At 47.3% G+C, this 22,120-nt stretch carries 19 protein-coding genes; 7 read left to right on the forward strand and 12 right to left on the reverse strand.

The genetic code is table 11. The annotated features are described in order from the left end of the window. Positions 1 to 33 precede the first annotated feature (33 nt). On the reverse strand, positions 34 to 258 hold the full coding sequence (locus AAIG11_RS16125) for a YdbC family protein (protein ID WP_343187263.1): 225 nt from the start codon (positions 256 to 258) through the stop codon (positions 34 to 36). A 351-nt stretch (positions 259 to 609) separates the two neighbouring features. Here AAIG11_RS16125 and AAIG11_RS16130 point away from each other — a divergent pair, with 351 nt between their 5' ends. From AAIG11_RS16130 to rsiV, 3 genes are all read left to right on the forward strand, one after another. Beyond that, complete coding sequence (locus AAIG11_RS16130) at positions 610 to 1,965, forward strand: DUF2812 domain-containing protein (protein ID WP_343187264.1); 1,356 nt, start codon at positions 610 to 612, stop codon at positions 1,963 to 1,965. A 175-nt stretch (positions 1,966 to 2,140) separates the two neighbouring features. After that, on the forward strand, positions 2,141 to 2,638 hold the full coding sequence (gene sigV, locus AAIG11_RS16135) for an RNA polymerase sigma factor SigV (RefSeq protein WP_343187265.1): 498 nt from the start codon (positions 2,141 to 2,143) through the stop codon (positions 2,636 to 2,638). Beyond that, on the forward strand, positions 2,638 to 3,537 hold the full coding sequence (rsiV, locus tag AAIG11_RS16140) for an anti-sigma-V factor RsiV (protein WP_343187266.1): 900 nt from the start codon (positions 2,638 to 2,640) through the stop codon (positions 3,535 to 3,537). Before sigV ends, rsiV begins: the two co-directional genes overlap by 1 nt. A 106-nt stretch (positions 3,538 to 3,643) precedes the next feature. Here the strand turns inward: rsiV and AAIG11_RS16145 are convergent, their stop codons facing one another. Together AAIG11_RS16145 and AAIG11_RS16150 are read right to left on the reverse strand one after the other, a co-directional pair. Then, positions 3,644 to 3,817 carry a hypothetical protein gene (locus AAIG11_RS16145; protein ID WP_343187267.1) on the reverse strand — a complete coding sequence of 58 codons (174 nt, stop codon included), beginning with the start codon at positions 3,815 to 3,817 and terminating at the stop codon, positions 3,644 to 3,646. 176 nt (positions 3,818 to 3,993) lie between these two features. Then, on the reverse strand, positions 3,994 to 5,649 hold the full coding sequence (locus tag AAIG11_RS16150) for an NAD(P)/FAD-dependent oxidoreductase (RefSeq protein WP_343187268.1): 1,656 nt from the start codon (positions 5,647 to 5,649) through the stop codon (positions 3,994 to 3,996). A gap of 145 nt (positions 5,650 to 5,794) precedes the next feature. Between AAIG11_RS16150 and AAIG11_RS16155 the strand changes: the two genes are divergently transcribed. Genes AAIG11_RS16155 through AAIG11_RS16170 form a run of 4 tightly spaced genes read left to right on the forward strand, consistent with a single transcriptional unit; the run spans position 5,795 to position 8,530 of the window. After that, positions 5,795 to 6,223 carry a MarR family winged helix-turn-helix transcriptional regulator gene (locus AAIG11_RS16155; protein ID WP_343187269.1) on the forward strand — a complete coding sequence of 143 codons (429 nt, stop codon included), beginning with the start codon at positions 5,795 to 5,797 and terminating at the stop codon, positions 6,221 to 6,223. After that, entirely contained in the window at positions 6,220 to 7,086 is an 867-nt protein-coding gene (locus tag AAIG11_RS16160; RefSeq protein WP_343187270.1) for an SDR family oxidoreductase, read from the forward strand. The genes AAIG11_RS16155 and AAIG11_RS16160 overlap by 4 nt, the downstream gene beginning before the upstream one ends. Positions 7,087 to 7,131: 45 nt before the next feature. Continuing rightward, positions 7,132 to 7,806 (forward strand): YidC/Oxa1 family membrane protein insertase, encoded by a 675-nt coding sequence (locus tag AAIG11_RS16165; RefSeq protein WP_343187271.1) that lies wholly within the window; start codon positions 7,132 to 7,134, stop codon positions 7,804 to 7,806. 16 nt (positions 7,807 to 7,822) lie between these two features. Then, positions 7,823 to 8,530, forward strand: coding sequence for an FAD-dependent oxidoreductase (locus tag AAIG11_RS16170; protein WP_343187272.1), 708 nt, complete (start codon positions 7,823 to 7,825; stop codon positions 8,528 to 8,530). Between the two features lie 66 nt (positions 8,531 to 8,596). Here the strand turns inward: AAIG11_RS16170 and AAIG11_RS16175 are convergent, their stop codons facing one another. The 9 genes from AAIG11_RS16175 to AAIG11_RS16215 form a co-directional block, all read right to left on the reverse strand. Further along, complete coding sequence (locus AAIG11_RS16175) at positions 8,597 to 9,103, reverse strand: 3-isopropylmalate dehydratase small subunit (protein ID WP_343187273.1); 507 nt, start codon at positions 9,101 to 9,103, stop codon at positions 8,597 to 8,599. Continuing rightward, positions 9,100 to 10,374 carry a 3-isopropylmalate dehydratase large subunit gene (locus AAIG11_RS16180; RefSeq protein ID WP_343187274.1) on the reverse strand — a complete coding sequence of 425 codons (1,275 nt, stop codon included), beginning with the start codon at positions 10,372 to 10,374 and terminating at the stop codon, positions 9,100 to 9,102. Before AAIG11_RS16180 ends, AAIG11_RS16175 begins: the two co-directional genes overlap by 4 nt. Positions 10,375 to 10,473: 99 nt before the next feature. After that, entirely contained in the window at positions 10,474 to 11,814 is a 1,341-nt protein-coding gene (locus tag AAIG11_RS16185) for a 2-hydroxycarboxylate transporter family protein (protein ID WP_343187275.1), read from the reverse strand. A gap of 276 nt (positions 11,815 to 12,090) precedes the next feature. Next, positions 12,091 to 14,025, reverse strand: a complete 1,935-nt coding sequence (locus AAIG11_RS16190) for a sigma-54 interaction domain-containing protein (RefSeq protein ID WP_343187276.1) — start codon at positions 14,023 to 14,025, stop codon at positions 12,091 to 12,093. Continuing rightward, entirely contained in the window at positions 14,018 to 15,997 is a 1,980-nt protein-coding gene (locus AAIG11_RS16195; protein WP_343187277.1) for a sigma 54-interacting transcriptional regulator, read from the reverse strand. The genes AAIG11_RS16190 and AAIG11_RS16195 overlap by 8 nt, the downstream gene beginning before the upstream one ends. Before the next feature lie 257 nt (positions 15,998 to 16,254). Beyond that, positions 16,255 to 17,856: a methyl-accepting chemotaxis protein gene (locus AAIG11_RS16200; RefSeq protein ID WP_343187278.1), complete on the reverse strand. Its 1,602-nt coding sequence runs from the start codon at positions 17,854 to 17,856 to the stop codon at positions 16,255 to 16,257. A gap of 154 nt (positions 17,857 to 18,010) precedes the next feature. Continuing rightward, positions 18,011 to 19,198 carry an NAD(P)-dependent malic enzyme gene (locus AAIG11_RS16205; RefSeq protein ID WP_425499433.1) on the reverse strand — a complete coding sequence of 396 codons (1,188 nt, stop codon included), beginning with the start codon at positions 19,196 to 19,198 and terminating at the stop codon, positions 18,011 to 18,013. Positions 19,199 to 19,465: 267 nt separating this feature from the next. Further along, a complete protein-coding gene (locus tag AAIG11_RS16210; protein ID WP_343187279.1) occupies positions 19,466 to 20,554 on the reverse strand; it encodes an AbrB family transcriptional regulator in 1,089 nt (362 codons plus the stop codon). A 44-nt stretch (positions 20,555 to 20,598) separates the two neighbouring features. Further along, entirely contained in the window at positions 20,599 to 22,113 is a 1,515-nt protein-coding gene (locus AAIG11_RS16215) for a tripartite tricarboxylate transporter permease (protein WP_343187280.1), read from the reverse strand. Between the last annotated feature and the right edge of the window lie 7 nt (positions 22,114 to 22,120).

Here is a 22,120-nt window from a genome sequence, read left to right on the forward strand (position 1 = left end):
TTCTCTGCCTCCATTTCGTAAGCGGCAGGCCTGTTAATCCAGCTCCAGTTGGTTCAGCAACTCCCGCAGTGATTTCAGTTCCTCTTGTGTCAGGGTGATGCCTTTGCCCATTTTGGCATGCTCAGGGGCCCAGTCCCGCAGGTCATACTTGGGGGATCGGTCATTCCAGCTCACCAAATTCAATTCTTTTGTCCAGCCTTTGCTGCCCTCTCCGATCAGTCCCAGATGTTCCGTAATCTCATATTTGATTTCTGCCATTGATTTCGCCTCCTTCTTGGATAGTTCCATTCACACAAGGTGTTGATTGATTTCTTTTGAATCTGCTTCGTGTGATGCCTGCGGCTGTCATTCATGTCACTAATTGCCTGCAGGCCCATCTCCCATTGTGAATAACCGTTGAGGATTACGCACCACCATTCACTCATTCGACAAAAAAGAGTAAACTCCTTCAACCCCGGCTGATCATTTAGTCTTTTGATGTGCAAGCCTTCATTTTAAAGACTTTTCGACGGTTGCATGATGGATGGAAAAGTGATAGGCTTCAATTGTCTTTCTCTGTTGAAACTTCTTAATCCCAGTGATTCTTTGACATCCCGGAAGGAGCATTTGATGGACACAAAATTGCACCTGTTTACTCTCAACGCCGCTGATTGGGCAGAAATGGAAGATCGATTCGCCCATATGGCCCGCCATGGGTGGATGATTCACCGAATGATAGGCGGCATTGCCATTTACAAAAGAGTTCCTCCCCGAAAACTTACCTTTGGCATAGCTGTATACCCTGAATCATTGGTTTTTGAAGGGTTTGATAAACGCAAAACCCAAGCATACATCCAACAGGCGGAGATGAGCGGCTGGCAATTGGCGGTCTCCAAATATAACTTGCAGGTTTTTTACCGACAGGCTGAAGAAGCAGCCATGCCCGACTCAGTCTCCAACAAAATAGACCCACCGGCTACAGATTCCCTCTGCCGTTCTTTTCAAATGGGCAATATTGCTTCCCAGCTGAAGCTGGAAACCTTCAGCTTTGGGGCACTGCTTCTGTTGAACCTGTTTAACGGCTCTCGCATGCTGCCCCTGTCCTCCTGGATTTTACGCACCAATGCCGGTCTGTTGATCATGGTATGGTTTCCCCTGTTCCTGCTGTTTTTTGCTGCCAAGATCACAGCCAACCTGCTCATCCTTCGTCGCATTCGACAGGGATCATCAGTGGCATCCTACCCCCGGCGGCGGTCACCAGTGATGGTACTCCTTCAAAATACTGCTTACCTGCTGGCCTCCCTGGTGGTTTTATCGGTTACGGCAACTCTTTTGGTGCAGGTACTTCAGGAAGACGGCCGCCAGATTCTCTTTGGGTTGCTTCCCTTGTTCCTTGCCATGGGAGCCGCTTTAGGGGTGCGCCGGTATTTTGCCGGCAAAAAAATGGATGCGGCAGTCAAAACGGTCCTGGTTGTTCTCACTGTTTTTCTGGTGGTCACAGCCACTTCCCATGTGACCCTTCGTCGTTCGTTGCCTGCCGACTCACCGACGCCGCCCCCGGAAGATCTAACCCTGCTCACTTTGGAAGATTTTGGGGTCACCTCCACCGTCACTCATGCTGACTATCACCGGCAATCAAGCCTGCTGGTGCCTCATCAACAAGAATATCATGAAACCAGCCCGCAGCTGAACATGCGCCTGGCTGTGTCTGAGGCCCGAAGTTCCAGAATCGCATCACAGCTTTACCGAATGACACTTAATGATGACCGCATCTTTAACCCCCAACTGGCATCTGCCGAGGCGGATTTTCCCGAAGCCTGCCATGCCACCTATATGATCCCTGTATATCATGCCCCCGACGGGTCTACAGGGGGCACCCTCATCATTCACCAGGGAACTTATGTGGTTCAGTTGACATTGAACATGGATGTAAGGGATCCACATGTTCATGAACTTTTAAAAGCGTATTTGGAAACACTCTCCTGATTCAAGCTTATCACCAGATCACCACTGAATAGCTCAGCGCAGAAACATCCGACCTGTTTCTGCGCTTTTGTATGTTTTTTATCAATGCACCAAACTATTCGCCAGAGAACCACGTCTGTAAGATGTCTGACAATACGGTGTACACCAACGCTTATGAAGGGAGTCATCACCTGGAATGGCTAATAAAACCAAGGATAAAATGATTGAAACTTATCTGCTGGAGGACCGACAGATGCACTACCGACTGGCATTCAGCTATGTAAAAAATCAGGAGGATGCTCTGGATATTATCCAGGAATCTGCCTGCAAGGCACTGTTGTCAGTGGATTCCCTGCGGGACACTGCTCAAGTTAAATCCTGGTACTGTCGCATTATCATCAACACCTCGCTGGACTTTCTGCGAAAGCGAAAGCGAATGGTGGTCATGGATGAACAGTTGCTCTGCCAACTTGACACGGGTGCCGTTGATCACTATTCCAATTTTGATGTCAATCAGGCCCTGGAACAGTTGCCCGAGGAGTACCGAAGTGTAATTGTTCTCCGGTTCTTTGAGGATTTGAAGCTGGCAGAAATTGCTGAGGTGCTTCAAGAAAATGTCAGCACCATTAAAACACGTTTATACCGATCGCTGAAACTGCTTCGATTGGAAATCGACGCCGAGGAGGTTCAATAATGAAAAACAACACTATCGATGACCTTAGACAAGCTTATCTTGACACTCCCATTCCTGATGAACTGGAATGGAGCGTTAGAAATGGGCTTTCTGATGCCCGTAAGCAACAGCAGCAAAAACGTTTGCGTATCCAACTTCAAAGGACCATCGGCGTTGCCGCTTCTTTATTACTGCTGCTGACCCTCACCTTAAACACCAGCCCAGCCTTTGCCAGTGCCCTTTCAGAAGTGCCAGTGGTGCGTCATGTTGTCCGGGTGTTGACCTTGCGCGAGTACCACTTCGAAGAAAATGGCTATCATGCAGCGCTTTCAGCTCCCGAAATTGAGGGACTCAACAATAAAGACCTGGAACTAGCCTTAAACGACAAGTATGCCACGGAGCTTAAGACCCTCTATATGGAATTTGTGGAAGGCATGAAAGAAATCGAGGAAAACGGGGGTGGTCACCTGGGAGTGACCAGCGGATATGAGGTGAAAACCGACACAGAGCGTCTTCTCACCATTGGTCGCTATGTGGAGATTATCGTTGGATCTTCTTCCACTGTTTATCGTTATGACAACATCGATAAAATCGAAGAAACCTTCATCACGTTGCCCAGCCTTTTCACTGGTGATGACTATGTTCACGTCATCAGCGAGTCCATCAAGTCCCAAATGATCGCAGCACATGAGGCAGATCCCGATATGATCTACTGGGTGGAAGGAATTGGGGAAGAACCTTCCATGCAGCTCTTTGAAACCATCGACCCCAATCAAAATTTCTACCTGACCGAAGATCATCAACTGGTGATTTCCTTCGATAAGTATGAAGTAGCCCCTGGGTATATGGGGATGATTGAGTTCACCATTCCTTCAGAACTTTTGCAAAATCTATTGGTAAGCGATGTATACGTCAGGTAAAACACGTCGAAACCAATGATCATCTTTCTTGAGAACTGACACTAAGCAATCGAAAAAGGGACTGTTTCTAAAACAATTGAAACAGTTCCTTTTCTGATAGTCCTTTCTAATAGGCAATGTCCACACCTTCCACAAAGATTTCATGGGTGAACAGGTAGCGGCGTATATCCAATTTGACAGTTTCTTTGTTGAAGACAATGTTGCGATTAAAGTAGACAGTGATTCCGTCGACATCGAACTTGTTGAATTTGGATGAATCCTGGGGTTCGCCTTCACTCACCGAGGGAAGATTGGGCGCCAGTCAGCAATTCTTCACTTCCACCTGCTGTACCGTCAGGGCATTGATATGCTTCTTTTTTATATAGGCTGCCAGTTTGTCAGAAATGACCAGATTCATGGGTTTTCACCTCCGCGATTTACTAATAATTGATTCATACCCTCTCAACGGAAAAATGCTCATTCAATTGACATATGATATCGCTTCATGACAGCTTCTGCAGTTTTCAGACCATCCACCGCCGCCGACATAATACCCCCGGCGTAGCCACAGCCTTCTCCCGCAGGGTAGAGGCCCCCCACTGCACTTTCGTGGTCTTCGCCCCGTAACACACGGACAGGGGAAGAACTTCGAGTTTCAACACCGGTGAGCAGAGCATCTGCCAGAGCAAAGCCTTTCATGGAGCGATCCCAGGCCTTCAGGGCTTCCTGAAGTACTGTGGTTACATAGTCTGGCAGGCACTGGTTCAAATCAGCCATCACTACACCCGGGCGGTAAGTGGGGCGCACACTCCCCGGTTCCCGGGAGATTCGGCCTGCCAGAAAATCTTCCACCCGCTGAGCCGGCGCCTGATAGGTGCCGCCTCCCATTTCAAAGGCTTTGGTTTCCCAGTATCTCTGAAAGGCAATGCCTGCCAAGGGATGCGCTTCATGAAAATCGGCAGGAGTCACCGATACCAGCAAAGCGCTGTTGGCATTCTTGCCTTTTCGCCCATGGGCGCTCATGCCATTGGTGACCACGCCGCCGATTTCGGAGGCGGAGGCCACCACCTGGCCGCCGGGACACATGCAAAAACTGTAAGCTCCTCTTCCCTGGGGGTGATGCCAAGACAACCGGTAGTCTGCCGCTCCCAGAACCGGCAGGCTGGCGGCTTCCGGCCCATACTGAATGGCGTTGATGAAGGCCTGGGGATGTTCAATGCGCACGCCGATGGAAAAGGGTTTGGCTTCCATGGGAACTCCCTGTTGGTGAAAACGCTGGAACAGGTCGCGGGCACTGTGTCCCATGGCAGCAATAACCACCGTAGCTTCCAGTGGTTCCCTCTTTTTAAGAGTGATGCCTGTGACCCTGCCGGATTTCATTAGCAGGCCATCCACCTCATGGTCAAAAAGTACCCTCCCCCCCAGGTTTTCGATGTTTTTCCGAATGTTCACCACCACCTGCCGCAGCTGGTCGGTGCCAATGTGGGGCTTGCTGTCATAGAGAATCTCTTCAGGTGCCCCGTTTGCTGCCAGGGCCTGCAGCACCCAGTGACACCGGGGATCGTTGATGCGGGTGGTGAGCTTGCCGTCGGAAAAGGTGCCGGCTCCCCCCTCGCCAAACTGAACATTGGACTCTGGGTTGAGAACTCCCTCTTTCCAGAAACGGTACACCTCTTGTACCCGCTCCGGCACAGACTGCCCTTTTTCCAGCACCAGGGGCTGATAGCCCTGTTGTGCCAGCATAAGAGCAGCGAAAAGTCCGGCAGGGCCGGCCCCAATCACCACCGGCGGGTGATCCAACCGGTGACTTCCCTTCACCACCGCCAGCTCAGGTGACGGTGGGCAGGGGATGACAGTGGATTTGGGCGACCGCTTTAACACCTTTTTTTCATCGGTCACTTGGATATCCACCTGGTACACCAGTTGAATACGGTCTTTACGCCGGGCATCCACCGAACGCTTGTGGATTCGCCAGCTGATCAGGTCTTTTTCAGAAAGGCGGAGCAACTTCAGGATAGCCTCTTTCAGATCCTGGGGCTGCTTCGCCGGGATTTTTAGGTTTTGAATGCGCAGCATGGTTTCATTCCTTTCCAGAGCGGCGTGGTGCGGGTTATCTGTACGCGTTGTATCCACTCATTGTCCAGTGACTACTGCTTTTATTGTAAGTGTTTTATGTCGACAGTCAAGGGAAACATTATTGGATTGCTATTGACAAATAATAATTCCGTGATATTATATAGTTAGTTAAGCTAACTAAATAAATAAGGAGTGCGTCTACATGAAGAATGAAATTAGAATTGCTGCCGATACAATCGCTCTATTTTGCAGACTGCAGATGGTTTTAAAGAAAAATCTTCCTATTCGCTCAAGCGAGATGGGCGTCTTAATTTTTGTTCATCAACAAGATCATCCAGTGACCCCCTTGATGGTCAGCCATTTCTTTCAAATGGCCAAACCCTCTGTCACCACTATTATTAACGAACTCGTCAAAAAAGAGTATTTGACAAAAAATATCTCTCATGAAGATCGAAGAAGTTATTTTATTTCGTTAACCAACAAAGGCTCAGATCTGGTAGACAAGACTCATAAGGAATATTTTCGCATGATCGAACTGCTTCGAGATGAGCTTGGTGAAATCGATTTTGCTTGTCTCATAGAACTTCTGGAGAGATCAAATCAAGTTCTCAGTATGGAGAGATCAAAATGAAGATACTGGTGACAGGTGCATCCGGCAATGTTGGCAAGTATGTCGTAAAATCACTGCTTCAAATGGGACTGCCCACAGTGGCCGCTGGCACAAATATTAAGCGTCTGAAAACTGAGTTCGGGGGAAAAGTCGATTTTGTCATGCTGGACTTTCAGGATCAACATACTTTTTCAGAAGCTTTGAAAGGCATTAACAGAGTTTTTCTGATGCGACCGCCACATTTGGGTAAACCTGAAGACCTGTATCCTTTTATTGATGCAATGAAAAAAGAAAACATTCAGATGGTCTGCTTCCTTTCCCTCATGGGAGTTGAAAGCAATCCCCTGCCACCACATCACAAGATTGAGAAGTATATTGAACATGTCGGACTTCCTTTTGCACATCTGCGGCCAGGCTTTTTCATGCAAAATCTAAGTGGTATTCATTCCAAAGAGATTCAGGAGAAAAATGAAATATTTGTTCCGGCAGGAAATAGTCGAACCAGCTTCATTGATGCAGAAGATATAGGTCTTAGTGCCGCAACTCTTCTGCAACAATATAATCAATATCAGAACACAACCCATACCATCACCGGAAGTGAATCGCTAAGCTACTATGAAATAGCCGAAATCCTCAGCCAAGTGTCAGGAAGAACCATCAAGTATGTCAAGCCAAGTATTTTGAAGTATCGCAATCATTATATTCAACAACGCAATATTCCGAAAGCGTATGTTCATGTGACAGTTGCACTTTATTTAATGACTCGTTTGGGAACAGCAAAGCATATAACTGATGACTTCTTTCGGTTAACCAATCAGCAGCCCCGCACATTTCGGGAGTTTGCACAGTCAAATCAGGACATATTTGAAAGAGTTAATACTTGATGCGTTAAATGCATCTACTCGAAATGGATTTCAGGAGGTCTTTCATTGAATTACTTGGGACAATTATTGGGTCAGTTGCTTCGTGTAATCTATCACCTTGTTGGAAATTATGGTGTTGCGATCATTCTTTTTACGCTTTTGATGAAACTTCTTATGGTTCCGTTGGCCTTTCTTCAATCAAAGTCAACACAAGAAACAAAGTTATTACAACCAAAAATGAAAATGATTCAGGAAAAATACAAACATGATCAGGAAATTCTCAGTCAAAAAACAATGGAGTTATACAAAGAACAACACATTAATCCATTTAGCGGATGTTTGCCCCTCATTATTCAAATGCCCATTGTTCTGGGGCTGTTTACTGTTTTGCGAAGCCCCGAAATATATGTGTTTTCTGCAACATCAGTTTCTACCTTGCTTCAGACCCACTTTCTGTGGGTGCGGGATTTATTCTTGCCTGACCCGTGGATTTTTCCCATATTAGCCGGACTAACCACCTTTTTTTCAAGCCAATCAGCCTCTTCAACATCAACATCAAAAGATCGCTCAATGCTTTCCATCCTTCCAGTTATGATGTCATTTATGATTTTCTGGTGGAGTCGCAGCTTTCCAGCAGGTTTAACTTTATACTGGGTCACCGGCAATATATTTCAGCTTTTCCAGCAAAGAGTTTTAAACCACTTCATCTTCACGCAAACTAAAACTGCCAGCCACCCATGAATGGAGGTTAAGGACCATGATTAAATTAAGCGACTTTTTGCCCATGTTCACTAAACATCAGCTATTTTTGAAGGAGAAATATAAGGAATCGGGTGATATCTATACATTTGTTTTCGAAACCAGAAACGAGATTTTTTGGAAAGCTGGTCAACATGGGATTTTTACGATAAAACATAAACGTATCAGAAAACCCACCCGAGCCTTCAGTATTGCTTCAGCTCCATCAGAAGGACATATTAAGATTTCCATGCACATTACCAGTCATCCAAGCGAATTCAAAAAAGTGCTTTTTGATTTCGAACCAGGGATGTCACTAATAATGAGAGGTCCCATCGGATCGCTCTATATCCATAATCAAATACCTCATTTGTTTATTGCTGGCGGAATTGGAATCACACCATACAGGCCAATGATTATAGAACTGGCTTCACAGATGGAACCGTTGTCATACGTAAACCATTTGATACACATGGACAGTAAGCAAGATTTTCTATATCGCAAAGAAGTGGAGGACATCATTCAAAACTCTTCTCTCACGATCGCATATCCAACTGAAAGAGAGAATATGCTTCACGAGATTCAGACATTTGTATCAACCCATGGCAATAACGCTGATTACTATCTTGTGGGCCCTAAATCGATGGTCACCGCCATTGAAACAGCTCTTAAAAAAGGTGGTGTCAAACGAATTCACATTAAGAAAGATGTCTTTATAGGCTATTGAACAACTATGAAAGAAAAAGGAACAGCCAGTGGTGATCACTGGCTGCTCTTCTTTTTCATCTGAGTATCAGTCATTTTTTTCCAACAGTCTTTTTCGAAAAAGCGGTTTGATTCCACCGTTTGATAATATCTCCATCACATACGTTGAAAGCTGTTCACATTTCAGCGTTTCTCCGGTACTGTGATTAATCAGCAGGCCTTCGGCAACGTCCAGTGATATTTCATCCCCATCAGTCACCTTTTGAGAAACACCCGGACAAACAATAGCCGGCAGCCCCAGATTAATGGCGTTTCGGTAAAAAATCCGAGCGAATGATTCCGCCACCACTGCCCCCACGCCTGAATGAAGCAAAGTGATGGCCGCATGCTCCCGGCTGGAACCACAGCCAAAGTTCTGACCGGCCACTACAAAGTCTCCAGGTTTCATGCGCCCTCGCAGAGAGGGGTCCACCCCTTCCAGGCAGTGGTCTGAAATCTCTGCCGGGTTGGTGATTTCAATGTACCGCCCCGGATATATCTGGTCTGTGTCTATGTGGTCACCCACGATGTGAACGGTGCCTTTGTCAAGCTTCATGCAGATTCACCTCCCCAATGTTTTCGCGGATCTGTCAGTTTCCCCATAAGGGCTGAAACAGCTGCTACCGCAGGTGATCCCAGGTAAATGGCACCGCCGGTGCTGCCCATGCGGCCAGGAAAGTTCCGATTGGTGGCAGAGATGCACACTTCTCCCTCGGCAATAACCCCTTCATGCGCTCCCAGACAAGGCCCGCAGCCTGGAGTGGAAATGGTGGCCCCGGCTCTCATCAAATCTTCAATGTAGCCCTTCCTATTGGCTTCAAGGAACACTTCGCTGGAAGCAGGAATCAGTACCAGACGGCAGTCGGGATGAATCTTTTTGCCACGAAGTAAATCAGCTGCAACAGCAATGTCTTCCAGCCTTCCACCGGTACAGGAGCCTATGAAAGCCTGGTGAACTGGCACTTCTTCCACCTGGTCAATGGGCATTACATGATCCACCCGGTGAGGCACTGCCAGTTGAGGCGACAGACCATTCACATCAAACACATGGCTTACCGGGTATTCAAAGTCGTCATCGGTGACAGGCACTTTAAAGTCAGTGCCATAGCGCTGGCTCACATAACTAAGAACGGCTTCGTTGGGAACCATAAAAGCGGTTTTGGCGCCCATTTCCACCGCCATGTTGCACAGTACCATCCGATCGCTGACGCCTAAGCCTTCCACATAGGTGCCGCAAAACTCAATGGCCTTGTACACAGCGGCACTGGCCCCCAGCTGGCCCATGACATGAAGTATCACATCCTTGGCCAAAGTTCCCTGTGGCAGCACGCCGTTGATTTCTATTTTCATCACTTCCGGTACCCGCATCCACATTTCCCCTGAAATGAGAATGGTGGCCATGTCTGTGGCACCCACCCCGGTGCCGAAAGCGCCAAAAGCTCCATGGGTGGTGGTATGGGAGTCTGTAGCCACCAAAATCATTCCCGGCCGCACAATGCCGGCCTCTGGCATCACTTGGTGACAAACACCCGTATTGATGTCGAAGTGGTGAGTGAGACCCTGTTCCCTGACAAACTCCCGCATTTCTTTGTGAATCTGGGCAGATCGAATGGTGGGCGCAGGAGCATAATGATCAAAGACAAAACAAATTTTTTCCGGATCCCATACCCTGGTGCCCCCCATTTCCCTGAAAGAGTAGATCGTCTGAAGGTAAAGGTCGTTGACTTCGGCGAAATCCACCTTCACTGTTACAATCTCTCCGGCTTTGACCTGGGGTTCCCCCGCAGCCCGCGCCATGATTTTTTCAATGGCATGCATGTTGTTCATCCTCTCAGTTCATTGGTAGATTCAGTATATCAAAAATGATGCAGACCCGGCCTTTTGATTGTCTCTTGTCCTTTGCCGGGTCACAGCTTGTGGGACTGATCAGCGGAGGAACAAGTTGATGAGGAAACTGGCCAGAATCAACATAAAGGCTCCGCCAATGCGGGATGAAATCTGCGCAAAAGGCATCAGTATCATCCGATCTGCTGCTGACAGCACGGCCACGTCTCCTGTACCGCCCATATTAGCCATACAAAGGCCTGCTGTAATGGAGGATTCGATGGGATAGAAGCCCATGAGACGGCCCACAAAACCAGAGCCCAGAATAGCGGCAATCACTACAACGACGACAAGAATAATGTACTGAATGGTGAAGGCTTCAATGATTTGCCCCAGATTTGTGAAAGCAATTCCAATACCCACTAGAAGAGCACCCGTCGTGTAGCCCATGATGAAACGAAACCACTGATTGGCAGCAGATTCGTACTTATGGGGAAGCCATCCAAAAGCTTTAAAAACAGCAACTGTAATAATCATTAGTGCGTAGGGGTGGACAGCGGGGATAAATTTGCCAAGGAAGTTACCCCAGGTGAAGAACACAGTAGCCATCAGCATTCCCATTCCCATAAGCTTAATATCAAGCGGCAGTTCTTTTTCCGGGACAATTTCTTTTTCTGCCACATCATTTTTTGCGATCATTAGTTCTCCTTCGCCTGATAGACTGGGTTTGTTTTTACCCAGTTTGTTCAGTAAGCCGGCAGCCACAATGGAAACTGCATTCCCCATCGCAAGTGCTGGCACCATGATTGACAACACACCTTCGGGCTCCAGATTCAACGGTTGGGCGAAAATCTGGGATAGTGGCACGGCACCAGCTCCCATGCCTCCTCCCATGATGGGCAAAGCGATGAAAAGCATGGCTTCTTTTGCTCCAAATCCGATGGCAGCTCCCACCACAGCAGCAGCTCCCATGGCGGCAATAACGCCACCCAGAATGGCTGGCAAATATCGAACGGAAGCTTTAATGAGGAGCTTGCGATTCATTCCCAATATACTGCCGGTGATAAGAGCTGCAATGTAAAAATCCAGGAAGCCACCGCCGCGCATAAAGACTGACATGGTCTCTACGGTTGCTTCAGGCAGTATGTTGTAGTGGACCAATGCGGCACTGCCAAAGATACAGACAATGGCTCCACCTCCCAGATAGGTGTTCACAATAGGGGTGTGGGTACCAATTTCAAAGAAGATGGCCCCTAAGATGATCATAGAGGCAAAGGCCCCAATCATTCCCCCGGGAAGACGTCCGGTCATGATGGCAGCCAGGGTCACGGCAGCCAGCACTGCAAAGAGGGGTACAGGGAACCCAATAATGGTGTAAGCTTTGCTTTCCAGTTGTGCAGCTTCCTGAATGTTTTTTTCATTGATAACAGCCTGTTCATTCATGTTCATAATCCTCCTTTAAAATATGTTTTCTTTGGTTCCAGTGATAATAAGTCCGGTCTTGCAGTTAGACGTGAACCCTCTTCCTCCTTTCCTTTGCGATTTTCTGATTATGTGGCATCATTGATCGTTCCCTGTATCGCACCTATCAATTGCAAATCCCGTGCCAATTTCATCTTTGGCTCCATTGGCGGACTTCAGCCGTCGGCTTCAACAAAAACAGAACAGAGGGCTACATTTTGTAACCCTCCGTTCCATTCTGTTAATAGGCAACTGCCTTTAGCAGTTCATCTGTTTGAGCAGCCGCGAAAGATGGACGGGCGAAATCCCCAGTTGCTCAGCTGTTTTTTTTCGGTATCCATGATGCTGCATTAACGTTTCCTTAATAATCTGTCGTTTCAGATCAGCCAGCGTGCCTTCCAGGGGAATCGTAACCCCGTTTCCACTTTCCCAGCCGATTCTCCCTTCCAGGGCTTCCGCCACCAGTTCCCGGTCGATGTGCCCATCCTCCGGCATCAGCGCTACCAGGCGCTCCATGGTATTTTCCAGCTCACGCACATTGCCTTCCCACCAGAAATTTTTTAGCAACTCCATCCCTCCCAAAGTGATCTTGCAACTGTTGGGTGTGCGTTCTTTCGTCTCGTTAAGCGGCATCTCCTGGGGCTGGAACTGGTTGCCGTGTTTCTTCATAAAGAAATCCACCAGCAGGGGAATATCTTCACGCCGGTCACGCAGGGGCGGCATCTCAATTTCCAGGGTATTGAGTCGATAGTACAGGTCCCCTCGAAACTGCCCCTTTCGAACCCGTTGACTCATATGTGAGTTGGTGGCTGCAATGACCCGCACATCCACAGGTAGGATTTTGGCGGAACCAACCGGTCGGATTTCTCGTTCCTGCAGTACGCGCAACAGCCGCAGCTGTATCTGCTCACTGATGCCGTCAATCTCATCCAAAAATATAGTTCCCCCATGAGCCAGTGCAAAGAGCCCCTTTTTTCCTCCTTTGGCAGCACCTGTGAAGGCACCTTCTTCATACCCGAAAAACTCACTTTCCATGAGGCTCTCCTGAATGGTGGCACAGTTAACGGCCACAAATGGTCCCTGTGCCCGATCACTCAACTGATGCAGGCAGTGAGCCGCCAGTTCTTTACCGGTGCCGCTTTCTCCTGAGATCAGCACTGTGGCCCTGGAGGCTGCATAGAGGCGAATTTTGGTAGTTACCTCCCGGATACGCTCTGACTGGCCGATGATGTCCTTCAGCTCATACCGGGCATAATGGCCCTTGAGATATAAACTGGATCGAATCTGTTGTTCCAGCTCCTGAATGCGGGTGATATCTTTGAAAGTGGACACCGCGCCCTTAACAGTGCTGTTATGGAGAATCGGCACCCGGTTGACGAGTATGGTTCGGTTACCACCGATTGCCTGCAGCTTTCCCAGCTCTGGCTCACCGGTTTGAATGACTTGGTTCATACGGGTATTGGGCAGATGATCCACTGCCTTTTTCCCCAGCAGCTGCTGTCCACCGATACCAAAAACCGTTGCCGCCACCGGGTTTACTGCCGTGATGCAGCCATTTTCATCTACGGCAACAATTCCTTCCTGAGCGTAGTTCAGCACGGCACTCACATACTCTTTCTGATACTGTTCCTTTCGCCGTACCTCCACCGCTTTTGCGGCTTCTTCCAAGCCTCTCTCCAGCGCCTTCAGGCCACAGTGATAGGTTCTTACCTGAAAACCGTATGCTGCAGCCTCATGGGCGTAGCACGCTTCCGTCACAATCAGCTCAATCTGCTGGGCTGCCAATGTTCGAAACATCAATTCGTTGTTAGGCCCTTTCCTGATAAGCACTTCTCGAAATCGGATTCCCAGCAGCTCTTCAATCAGGTCGACTGCCAGGTGCCTTTTGCGCTCAAAAAACATGGCAATCGAGTCGGCTGTAAGGCTGGCCCTGTAAAGCTCTTCCATAATGGTGCAATCATCCACCTGCAGCTGAATCACAGGAATGTGAAATAAACGCTGAACTTCTTCTGCATCAGGCCCTTCATATAAAATGGCTTCCCATTTTGACGAGCGTTCCATCATCTCTCTGGGTACTTGCCCCTTCTGTTGGATTAGGAACGGCTGGATGCCAATGTCCGACAGCGAACCCTGTTGGCGGATCAGTTCCATAAAATCGGGGCTGGTGGCCAGTAGTGCAAGGTGTCTATTCATGAAGTACGCCCTCCTGATTTTCCTTAACGCTGCGCCATATATTGGTTCGGCTGGTACCCAGTCGCTTAGCCGCCTGCGTGGCACTGCCGCCCTCCCGTTCCAGTACGGTACAGATAATCTGGCGTTCCATGTCTTTCAACGTACCGGTGAGTTGTATCATTTCGCTGCTGGATAACGCATGCGAAGCGACCTGGGGTGTTTCCATCACCAGGCTCAGCAGTTGATCGTCTATTTCAGAATCTTGGGGAGCGTAAAGGAGCAGCCGTTCCACCATGTTCTCCAGCTCACGGATATTGCCTGGCCAGTCGTAGTCCTTCAACCGCCGAATGGCTCCCGAACTCAATCGCTCAGTCAGAGATGGACCTGTGACAGTCCGACTGCTTCGTTTTTTCTCCATGGCTGTGAGGAGAGCTTTCATGTCTTCCAGCCGGTGGCGCAGGGGAGGCAGTTGTAGGTGCAGGACATTCAGGCGGTAATACAGGTCCTGGCGGAAGTGTCCTTCTCTGGCCATTGTCTTCAGATCCCGATTGCTTGCAGCGATTACCCGCACCTTTACCGGCTGCAGCCTGGAACCACCCACAGGCCGCACTTCTTTTTCCTGTAGAACGCGTAGAAGCTGCATTTGCAGGTTTGGGGGTATCTCCGAGATTTCATCGAGAAAGATGGTTCCCCCATCAGCCTGGCAAAAAAGACCCTTTTGCCCGCCTTTTCGCGCACCTGTGAAAGCTCCTTCTTCATAACCAAAAAGCTCGCTTTCCAGAAGAGTTGCCGGTAGCGCCGCACAGTTGACCGCCACAAAGGGGCCTTCCCGGTGGCGACTTTTCTGGTGAATGGCCTGTGCCATCATTTCTTTTCCAGTGCCGCTTTCTCCCAATATCAGCACGCTGGCATCCGAGCGTGCGTATTTTCGGGCCTTTTCCATCGTCTGACGAATGATTTGGCTGTTACCTGTGATATCATCAAAAGTGTACCTGGCCGCATTGGATCTGGGTCTAAGCTCTTCTCGGATCATTTCCTCATATTCCAGAATTTTAGTCACATTCTGAAAGGTAGATACCACCCCGGCCACTTCTTCCCCTAAAAGGATGGGAACATGGTTGGTTAGTACCTGGGCTTGATTCATTTTAGTCATCATGCCAAGCTTCATCTGTTTACTTTTCATGACTTCCTGAATCACGTTGTGATCACTGAACTCCGACGCACTTCTTCCAATAATCTCATAAGGCTTTAACCCGATGATCTCTGCAGCAGCCCGATTGCAGATAGCCACCCTTCCCTGGGGATCCACCGTCATGATCCCTTCATTGGCACAATCCATGATGGCATGAATCTGCTGGTTTTCTGACTCTTCCCGCCGCTTGATTTCCGATAAACGCAAGGCTTCAAGCCCAGCTGAAAGAATGGCTTCTTTTCCTGTTTTAATTAAAAAGCTGGGTATCCCCCTGTGAGCAGCTTCCTTACAGCAAATCACACCACCCACCAACACATTCATTTGCTTTTGCTGAATCAGGTCAAAAGCTCCTTCGATGTCTTCTTCCACCTGCAAGGGAAGCACTTCAAAGGTCACGTTCAAAGTTGCTTCCACCACATCCAGCTGACAAAACATGCCAGGAAAGCCCACCAAGCCAATCCGTTGATCAACTTGGCGCGCTTCCATGGCAGCACGAATCACATCAAAAATGGAAATTTGCATCTCCACAATTGGGCTTTTGATTCCCTGAGATTTTAGAAGGTTTGCTGTACCGCCTCTGGCAATAAACACATCCGCCATGCCCCTGCGTTCCAGTTCCATGGCTTTTTGGAGTCCTTGGGAGAGAAGTCCGTGGATAATCTCAATATCCCGATACTCCCGCAACACTTCTTTGGCCAGTGAAATCATTTCTTCATAGGGGGCAAGGTAATAGATTTTCCTGTTCACGAATGCCACCACTTTCTTGCAGCTTTCTTCATTTGAAAATAGAGTGTATTCCACTATATCATTCGACCATTCTTCGCACACTTTCATCTCTTATCAGAGTTCCAGTACTTAGTGACTGAAAAAGTTCAGGCTTCCACTTCGTTGAGAGTTTAAATTGCTTGTATCATCAAAAACTTGTTCTATGGTTTGTTTGCAGTTTCCACTGACACATCGTCAGCATAATGATTGTATTCTAACATATTTTTACCTCTCAATAACATCTGAGGTTTGGTGCTTTAGCATCTGCTATCAGACACTCACTCAGTTCCACATTATTGAAAGGTTGAAATGCGTTGATTCAAATCTTCTGCCAGTTCCCGAAGTTGTGCACTTGAAGAGGCAATCTCTTCCAATGATGAAGTCTGTTCTTGTGTAGCTGCAGAAACACTGTGTATTTCTTCCACAATTGCCTGGCTTTTATTTTCGATAATAGACGCAGACTTTGCAACCTGTCTGCTGAAGTCCACTTCTTTACTGATAGATGCAGTCACAGCAACCAGGTTTTCTTTTACCAGATTTGATTTTTCCAGAATCTGTACCAAAGATTCTCCCATATGATGAATCTGCTCGCGGTTACTCTTTACCAGTTCGCCATCAGATATGACCACCGAATGCGCTTCTGCAATATCGCTTTGCATTTTTTGAATTAGTTCATTCACTTGTTGGCTTGATTCACCAACATCTTCCGACAGCTTTCTGACCTCCTGAGCTACAACAGCAAAGCCTTTTCCCGCATCTCCTGCTCTTGCAGCTTCTATGGCGGCATTAAGAGCCAGCAAATTTGTTTGTTCTGATATGCTCTGTATACTTTTGGTAATCATGTCCATACGATTGGAATTATTTGAAATATGGTTCAGGGTTTGTGTTAATTTCTGGCTGCTGTGTTCCAACTCAGTCATTCCCTGTATTGTAACTTGCACTTTTTTCTGTCCCTGGTCTGCATAACAGCTCATCTCTTGACTATTTTTTTGAACAGTCAGTGTCGTCTCGTGAATTTGATGAATCTCACCTGCCAGTTTAGCGGTCACATCAGAGATATCATTGATGACGTTGTTCTGATCCACTACTCCTTCGTTTACTTTAACTGTTGAATAAGCAATGTTTTCTGATGCCTGGGCTGATTGTTGAGTAATGGTAGTGAGCGTTTCAGCAGCATGATACACATGCTCTACTGCTTTGTCCACATGGTTCACAAGTATTCTTAAACTCTCAACGCTTCCAATAATTGCATTTTGAAGCTTTTCTTCCCTTGAGCTAACAGCCTGAATATCAATGGTGGCACCAAAAATCCCGGCAAATTCAGTATTTCTAGTATAGGGTACCGCAATGACTATGGCTAGTTTTCCCGTCGCCTTTGATACCAACATATCAGAAATCTGAGGTCGTCCACTACTCTGAGCCTTTTTGAAAAAGTCCCGGTCTCCATTGTTTACCAGCTGATCTCCTAAAGACGAAAACAGCTGTTGACCGGTACTATCAGTATAGTAGATTAGTGCTATTTCCTTGAACTTTTTCCGTATTTTCTGTATTTCAGACGCTAGTTGATGCGTATGACGGTTATCCATTTGATATTGACTGATAATTTTCATCATACTTTTTTGGATTTCCAGAAGGTTTTTTGTTGTGTGATCACCAATTTTCAGAGTGGTTGTCAGTTTGCCTTTTGCAATACCTTCAACAGCATCAATCACAGGCTTCATTTTGGCTGACTGTTTCTTTCCTTCCCATATTTCAACTCCTATAATCAGCCCCACAATCAATAGGTAATTCAAGCGAAGGCGAGTCATCTCTGGTACGAGCTGTTCCAATAGAACTACAATCAATACAATCATCGTATAAGTGATTAATTTCCAACGATTGATAAAATCACGCAATGTATCACACTCCTTTTCAACTTTCCTTGCCGTTGATGATCAATGGATAGACGTATAAACAGAATATTTTCACACACAAACTACACCGCAGACATTGCATTTCTGTGACTGCGGCGTAGTTTGCATGAAAGAGATTTTTATCTGATCATTATCCTCATTCTTGATTGTTAAAATTGATGCGCGCCACACCAGACTCTATGGCAGCCTGTTTCACGGCTTGAGCCACCTGCTCCATATACCCAGTGTCAAAGGGAAGTGGCAGAATCATATCCACACTCAGCTTATCCCCTACGGCATCTGCCAAGGCTTTGGCGGCGGCAATTTTCATGGCTTCATTGATGTCTGATGCACGAACATCCAAAGCTCCACGAAATACCCCGGGAAAAGCCAGCACGTTATTCACCTGATTAGGGAAATCGGACCGGCCGGTGCCGATGATGTAGGCCCCTGCCTCCCGCGCTTCCTCCGGCATAATTTCTGGTATGGGGTTGGCCATGGGTAACACAATAGCCTTCTCATTCATGGACCGCACCATGTCCTTGGTCACCACATTGGGAGCAGACACGCCAATGAAAATGTCGGCGCCCTTCATGGCATCTGTAAGCGTACCCTCCAGGTTGTTTTTATTGGTTGTCTGTGAGAGTTTCTTTTTGTATGGATCAAGGTCTGGTCGGTTTCGTGAAATGATTCCCTTGCGATCGCACATCAGGAGGTCTCCAATGCCCATTTCTGTCAGCATACCGGCAATGGAATTGCCAGCGGCCCCGGATCCGTTGATAACAGCTGTGATATCACTCATCTTTTTACCAGTCAGCTTCAGGGCATTCACCACTGCCGCCACAGTGACAATGGCAGTGCCGTGCTGATCGTCATGGAACACCGGGATATTCAGGACCTTTTTCAGCTTTTCTTCGATTTCGAAGCAGGCGGGTGCTGCAATGTCTTCCAGGTTGATACCACCGAAAACAGGCTCCATGGCCTTCACAATGCGCACCACTTCTTCTGGATCTTCTGTATCAAGGCAAATGGGAAAGGCTTCTACATTACCAAACTCCTTGAACAGCACACATTTTCCTTCCATCACGGGAATGGAGGCTGCAGCCCCGATGTTGCCCAGACCCAGTACCGCTGTTCCATTACTGACCACAGCAATCAGGTTTGATTTGGCGGTATACCGGTAAACCTCTTCCGGATTAGCTTCAATCCTTTTACAGGGTTCTGCCACCCCCGGTGTATAAGCGATTGACAAATCTTCTTTTGTGTTGACGGGTGTTTTGCTGATAACCGCAATTTTTCCAACCAGTTTCTCGTGCATCTCCAAAGATAATTGATTGTAATTCAAGTCTATTCCTCCATTCTCTTTTGACTAATAACCCCAACACCAGCAGTTGCTTATTGAACTGTCTGTTACGCCTAAAGACATTATACTGCTGAGCACCCTTTCACATTCAGCGCAGCACGCGATGCGAAATCCTCATGCATATGGATAGTAAGCAATTCTCATGCCAAGTCAACAGCAGGCGGAATTCTCCGATCTTTCCGCCCTTGTCACGAAATAGCAGACACCCCGCGTGTACATTTTGAAACTTGCCGTTTCATAATGTTTTTATTATAACAAAAAAACAAGCACCAATGGTACAATGATGATTTTCACGGTTAACTGTCTCGCCAGATGCATCAGACTGACAATCAGAGCATTCGCCTGTAACTCATCTGCCAAGAGCGTCATCACCATGGTGCCTGCAGGCGCGGCTGCCAGAAGACATGTTGTTTTTTCCCATTGTGTGATGCGTCTGAGGACAAGGTATACTCCCATGGAGCTGAAAATGATGAAAATCGAAAACAATCCCGTCAAAACCGCTAACTCAGCATTTACCAGGTGACTGCTTCCTGCCATACTGTTTCCAATGGTAGCACCCATTCCCATTTGAAGTATTAACCGTAATTGCATAGGGGGTCTGTTGAGACCCTCGCTCTTCAATGATACCAGAGCAACAGCCAGAAAAGAACCAATTAGCGGCCCTGCAGGAACTTTTAACTTCAGCGCACCCCACCCTCCAATGATCCCCACAAAAATGGGAAAGAGTGTGCGCACCAGCTCTGGTAACGGCACACACTTTCCTAAAAGGAGATATCGCCATCGTAAAACCTGTTTGATTTTATGCTGGATGAATCGCCTGTATGACTTCAGACAAAACACATGCTTTGATTCATTGATCATTCTTGTGACAAGCAGCGGATAAAGCCAGAGGGTCAGTAAGAATCGACTTAGTTGAAAGAAACCGACATATGCTGTATTGGCATCAATGGAAATGGCAAGCATGGAAATTTCTGACACTCCGGCAGGTGCTACACTCAATACAGTCGTCATCAGATCTTCACCCGTAAGCTTCCCAAGAATCAACCCCATGATAAAAGTGGTGGTAAAAACCCAGACACTGATGGCAATGACCGGTTGAACCATCGATTTCAACTGGTTTAACGATTTCCGGTTGATGCCGACACCAATATAAACACCCAGCAGCATTTGCATCGCAACGACTGTGGTTCCGGGAAGTACCGCCGTCTCCACTCCCATCCCTCGGCACATCAGCACTGTCAACATCGGCCCAAACAAACCTGGAGCTGGCAAACCCAGTATAAAAGCGATTAAATAACCCATTAAACATATGCCCATCAACACTGGAATGTCAGTCATTTCCAATCACCGCTTCTGAAATTTTTCAAGCAATGTTTCAACTGTTACTGTGTCATCTCTGCAGAACTCTTTATTTTACGATAAACCAACTTAAAGAGAGGCGTCAGGAGCACAGCAAGGTTTAATAATGCCAGAAGAACAAACACCGGGCGCTGCAACAGCACCTCATATCGACCACTGTACATGGTAATGGTTCGGGTCATTTCTCTGTCCATACCATTGCCCAGGATAAATCCAAGCACCAGGGCCAACACCGAATAATCAGCCAGCCGCAGCAAAAACGCAAAGACAGTAAAGATTCCCAAAATGTAAATGTCGATGTATAAATGGCGCATGGAGAATGCTCCCACCACCGCTAAAACAATTACAATGGATGACAGAATTTGAGTCGGAACAAAAACAATTTTACTGAAGTACTTGATGAAAATGAGTCCTGCCGCTACCAGGAAAAAAGCTGTAATAATATTTCCCCAGATCACCGCATAAGCAATATCCATATTTTCCCGCATCAGGTATGGCCCAGGTACCAACCCCACCATCAGGAAAGCCGCCATGATCAGAGCTGAGGCTCCGGAGCCAGGGATTCCAAAAGCCATCATCGTGGCCATGGCTCCTCCTTCAGCAGCGTTATTGCTGGTTTCTGCCGCCACAAGACCGGCAGGTTCTCCTTTTCCGAAGTTCTCTTTATTCTTCGAGTAGTTCTGAGCAAATCCATAGCTTACCGTTGCGGCAATCCCTGAACCTGCTGCTGGCAGCAATCCAATAATAATGCCTGCCAGTGCTGAACGTATCGCATTGATTTTATCACTGAAAGGAAACTTGAACCCCTTTAGGATATCAGCGAACTCTGTTTGAACAATAGCGTCTTCACGAAAAATGTTCTTTTTATTGATAATCATCAGAATCTGAGACAGTGCCAATACGCCAACAGTCATGGGGGCCAACGATATTCCTTCATACAGTTCAAAAATACCGAAGGTTCCTCGCGGAGACCCATAAGCTGTTGATCCTATTGTCCCTAACAACAACCCGAAGGAGCCCATTAGTAATGATTTGAACAAATCGCCTTTCAATAATCCAATGATGGCAATTGCAAAAAAGATGACCATCAGGATTTCTGCCGGCCCAAATTTCAGGACAATTTTACCAATGGACTGGATGGTGAACAGGACAAAAACATAGCTAACCAGACATCCGATGGCCGAACTCATGAGTCCAATTCCCAAGGCTTCGTTTTGCCTGCCGTTTTGCGTCATTTCATAGCCATCAAACACCGTGGCAACACCACCGGAAGACCCTGGAATCCCCAAAAGAACCGCCGTTACCCCTCCCCCGTATCCAGATCCTGTATAAATGGATGACAGGAACATAATACTGATGATGGGGTCAAAAAAATACACAAAGGGCAATAGTATGGCAATGCCGGTGGTTCCCTTTATTCCCGGGATTCCGCCAAGACATATTCCGACTACCAGTCCTAAAAAAATGGCTGCGAGTACTTGCCAGTTAAGGATCATGGTCAATCCATCCATCATTGCCGCCGAATTAATAAAGTTCATGAACGAC

Source organism: Anoxynatronum sibiricum (assembly GCF_039414295.1).
In the GTDB taxonomy this organism is placed as follows: domain Bacteria; phylum Bacillota; class Clostridia; order Peptostreptococcales; family Tindalliaceae; genus Anoxynatronum; species Anoxynatronum sibiricum.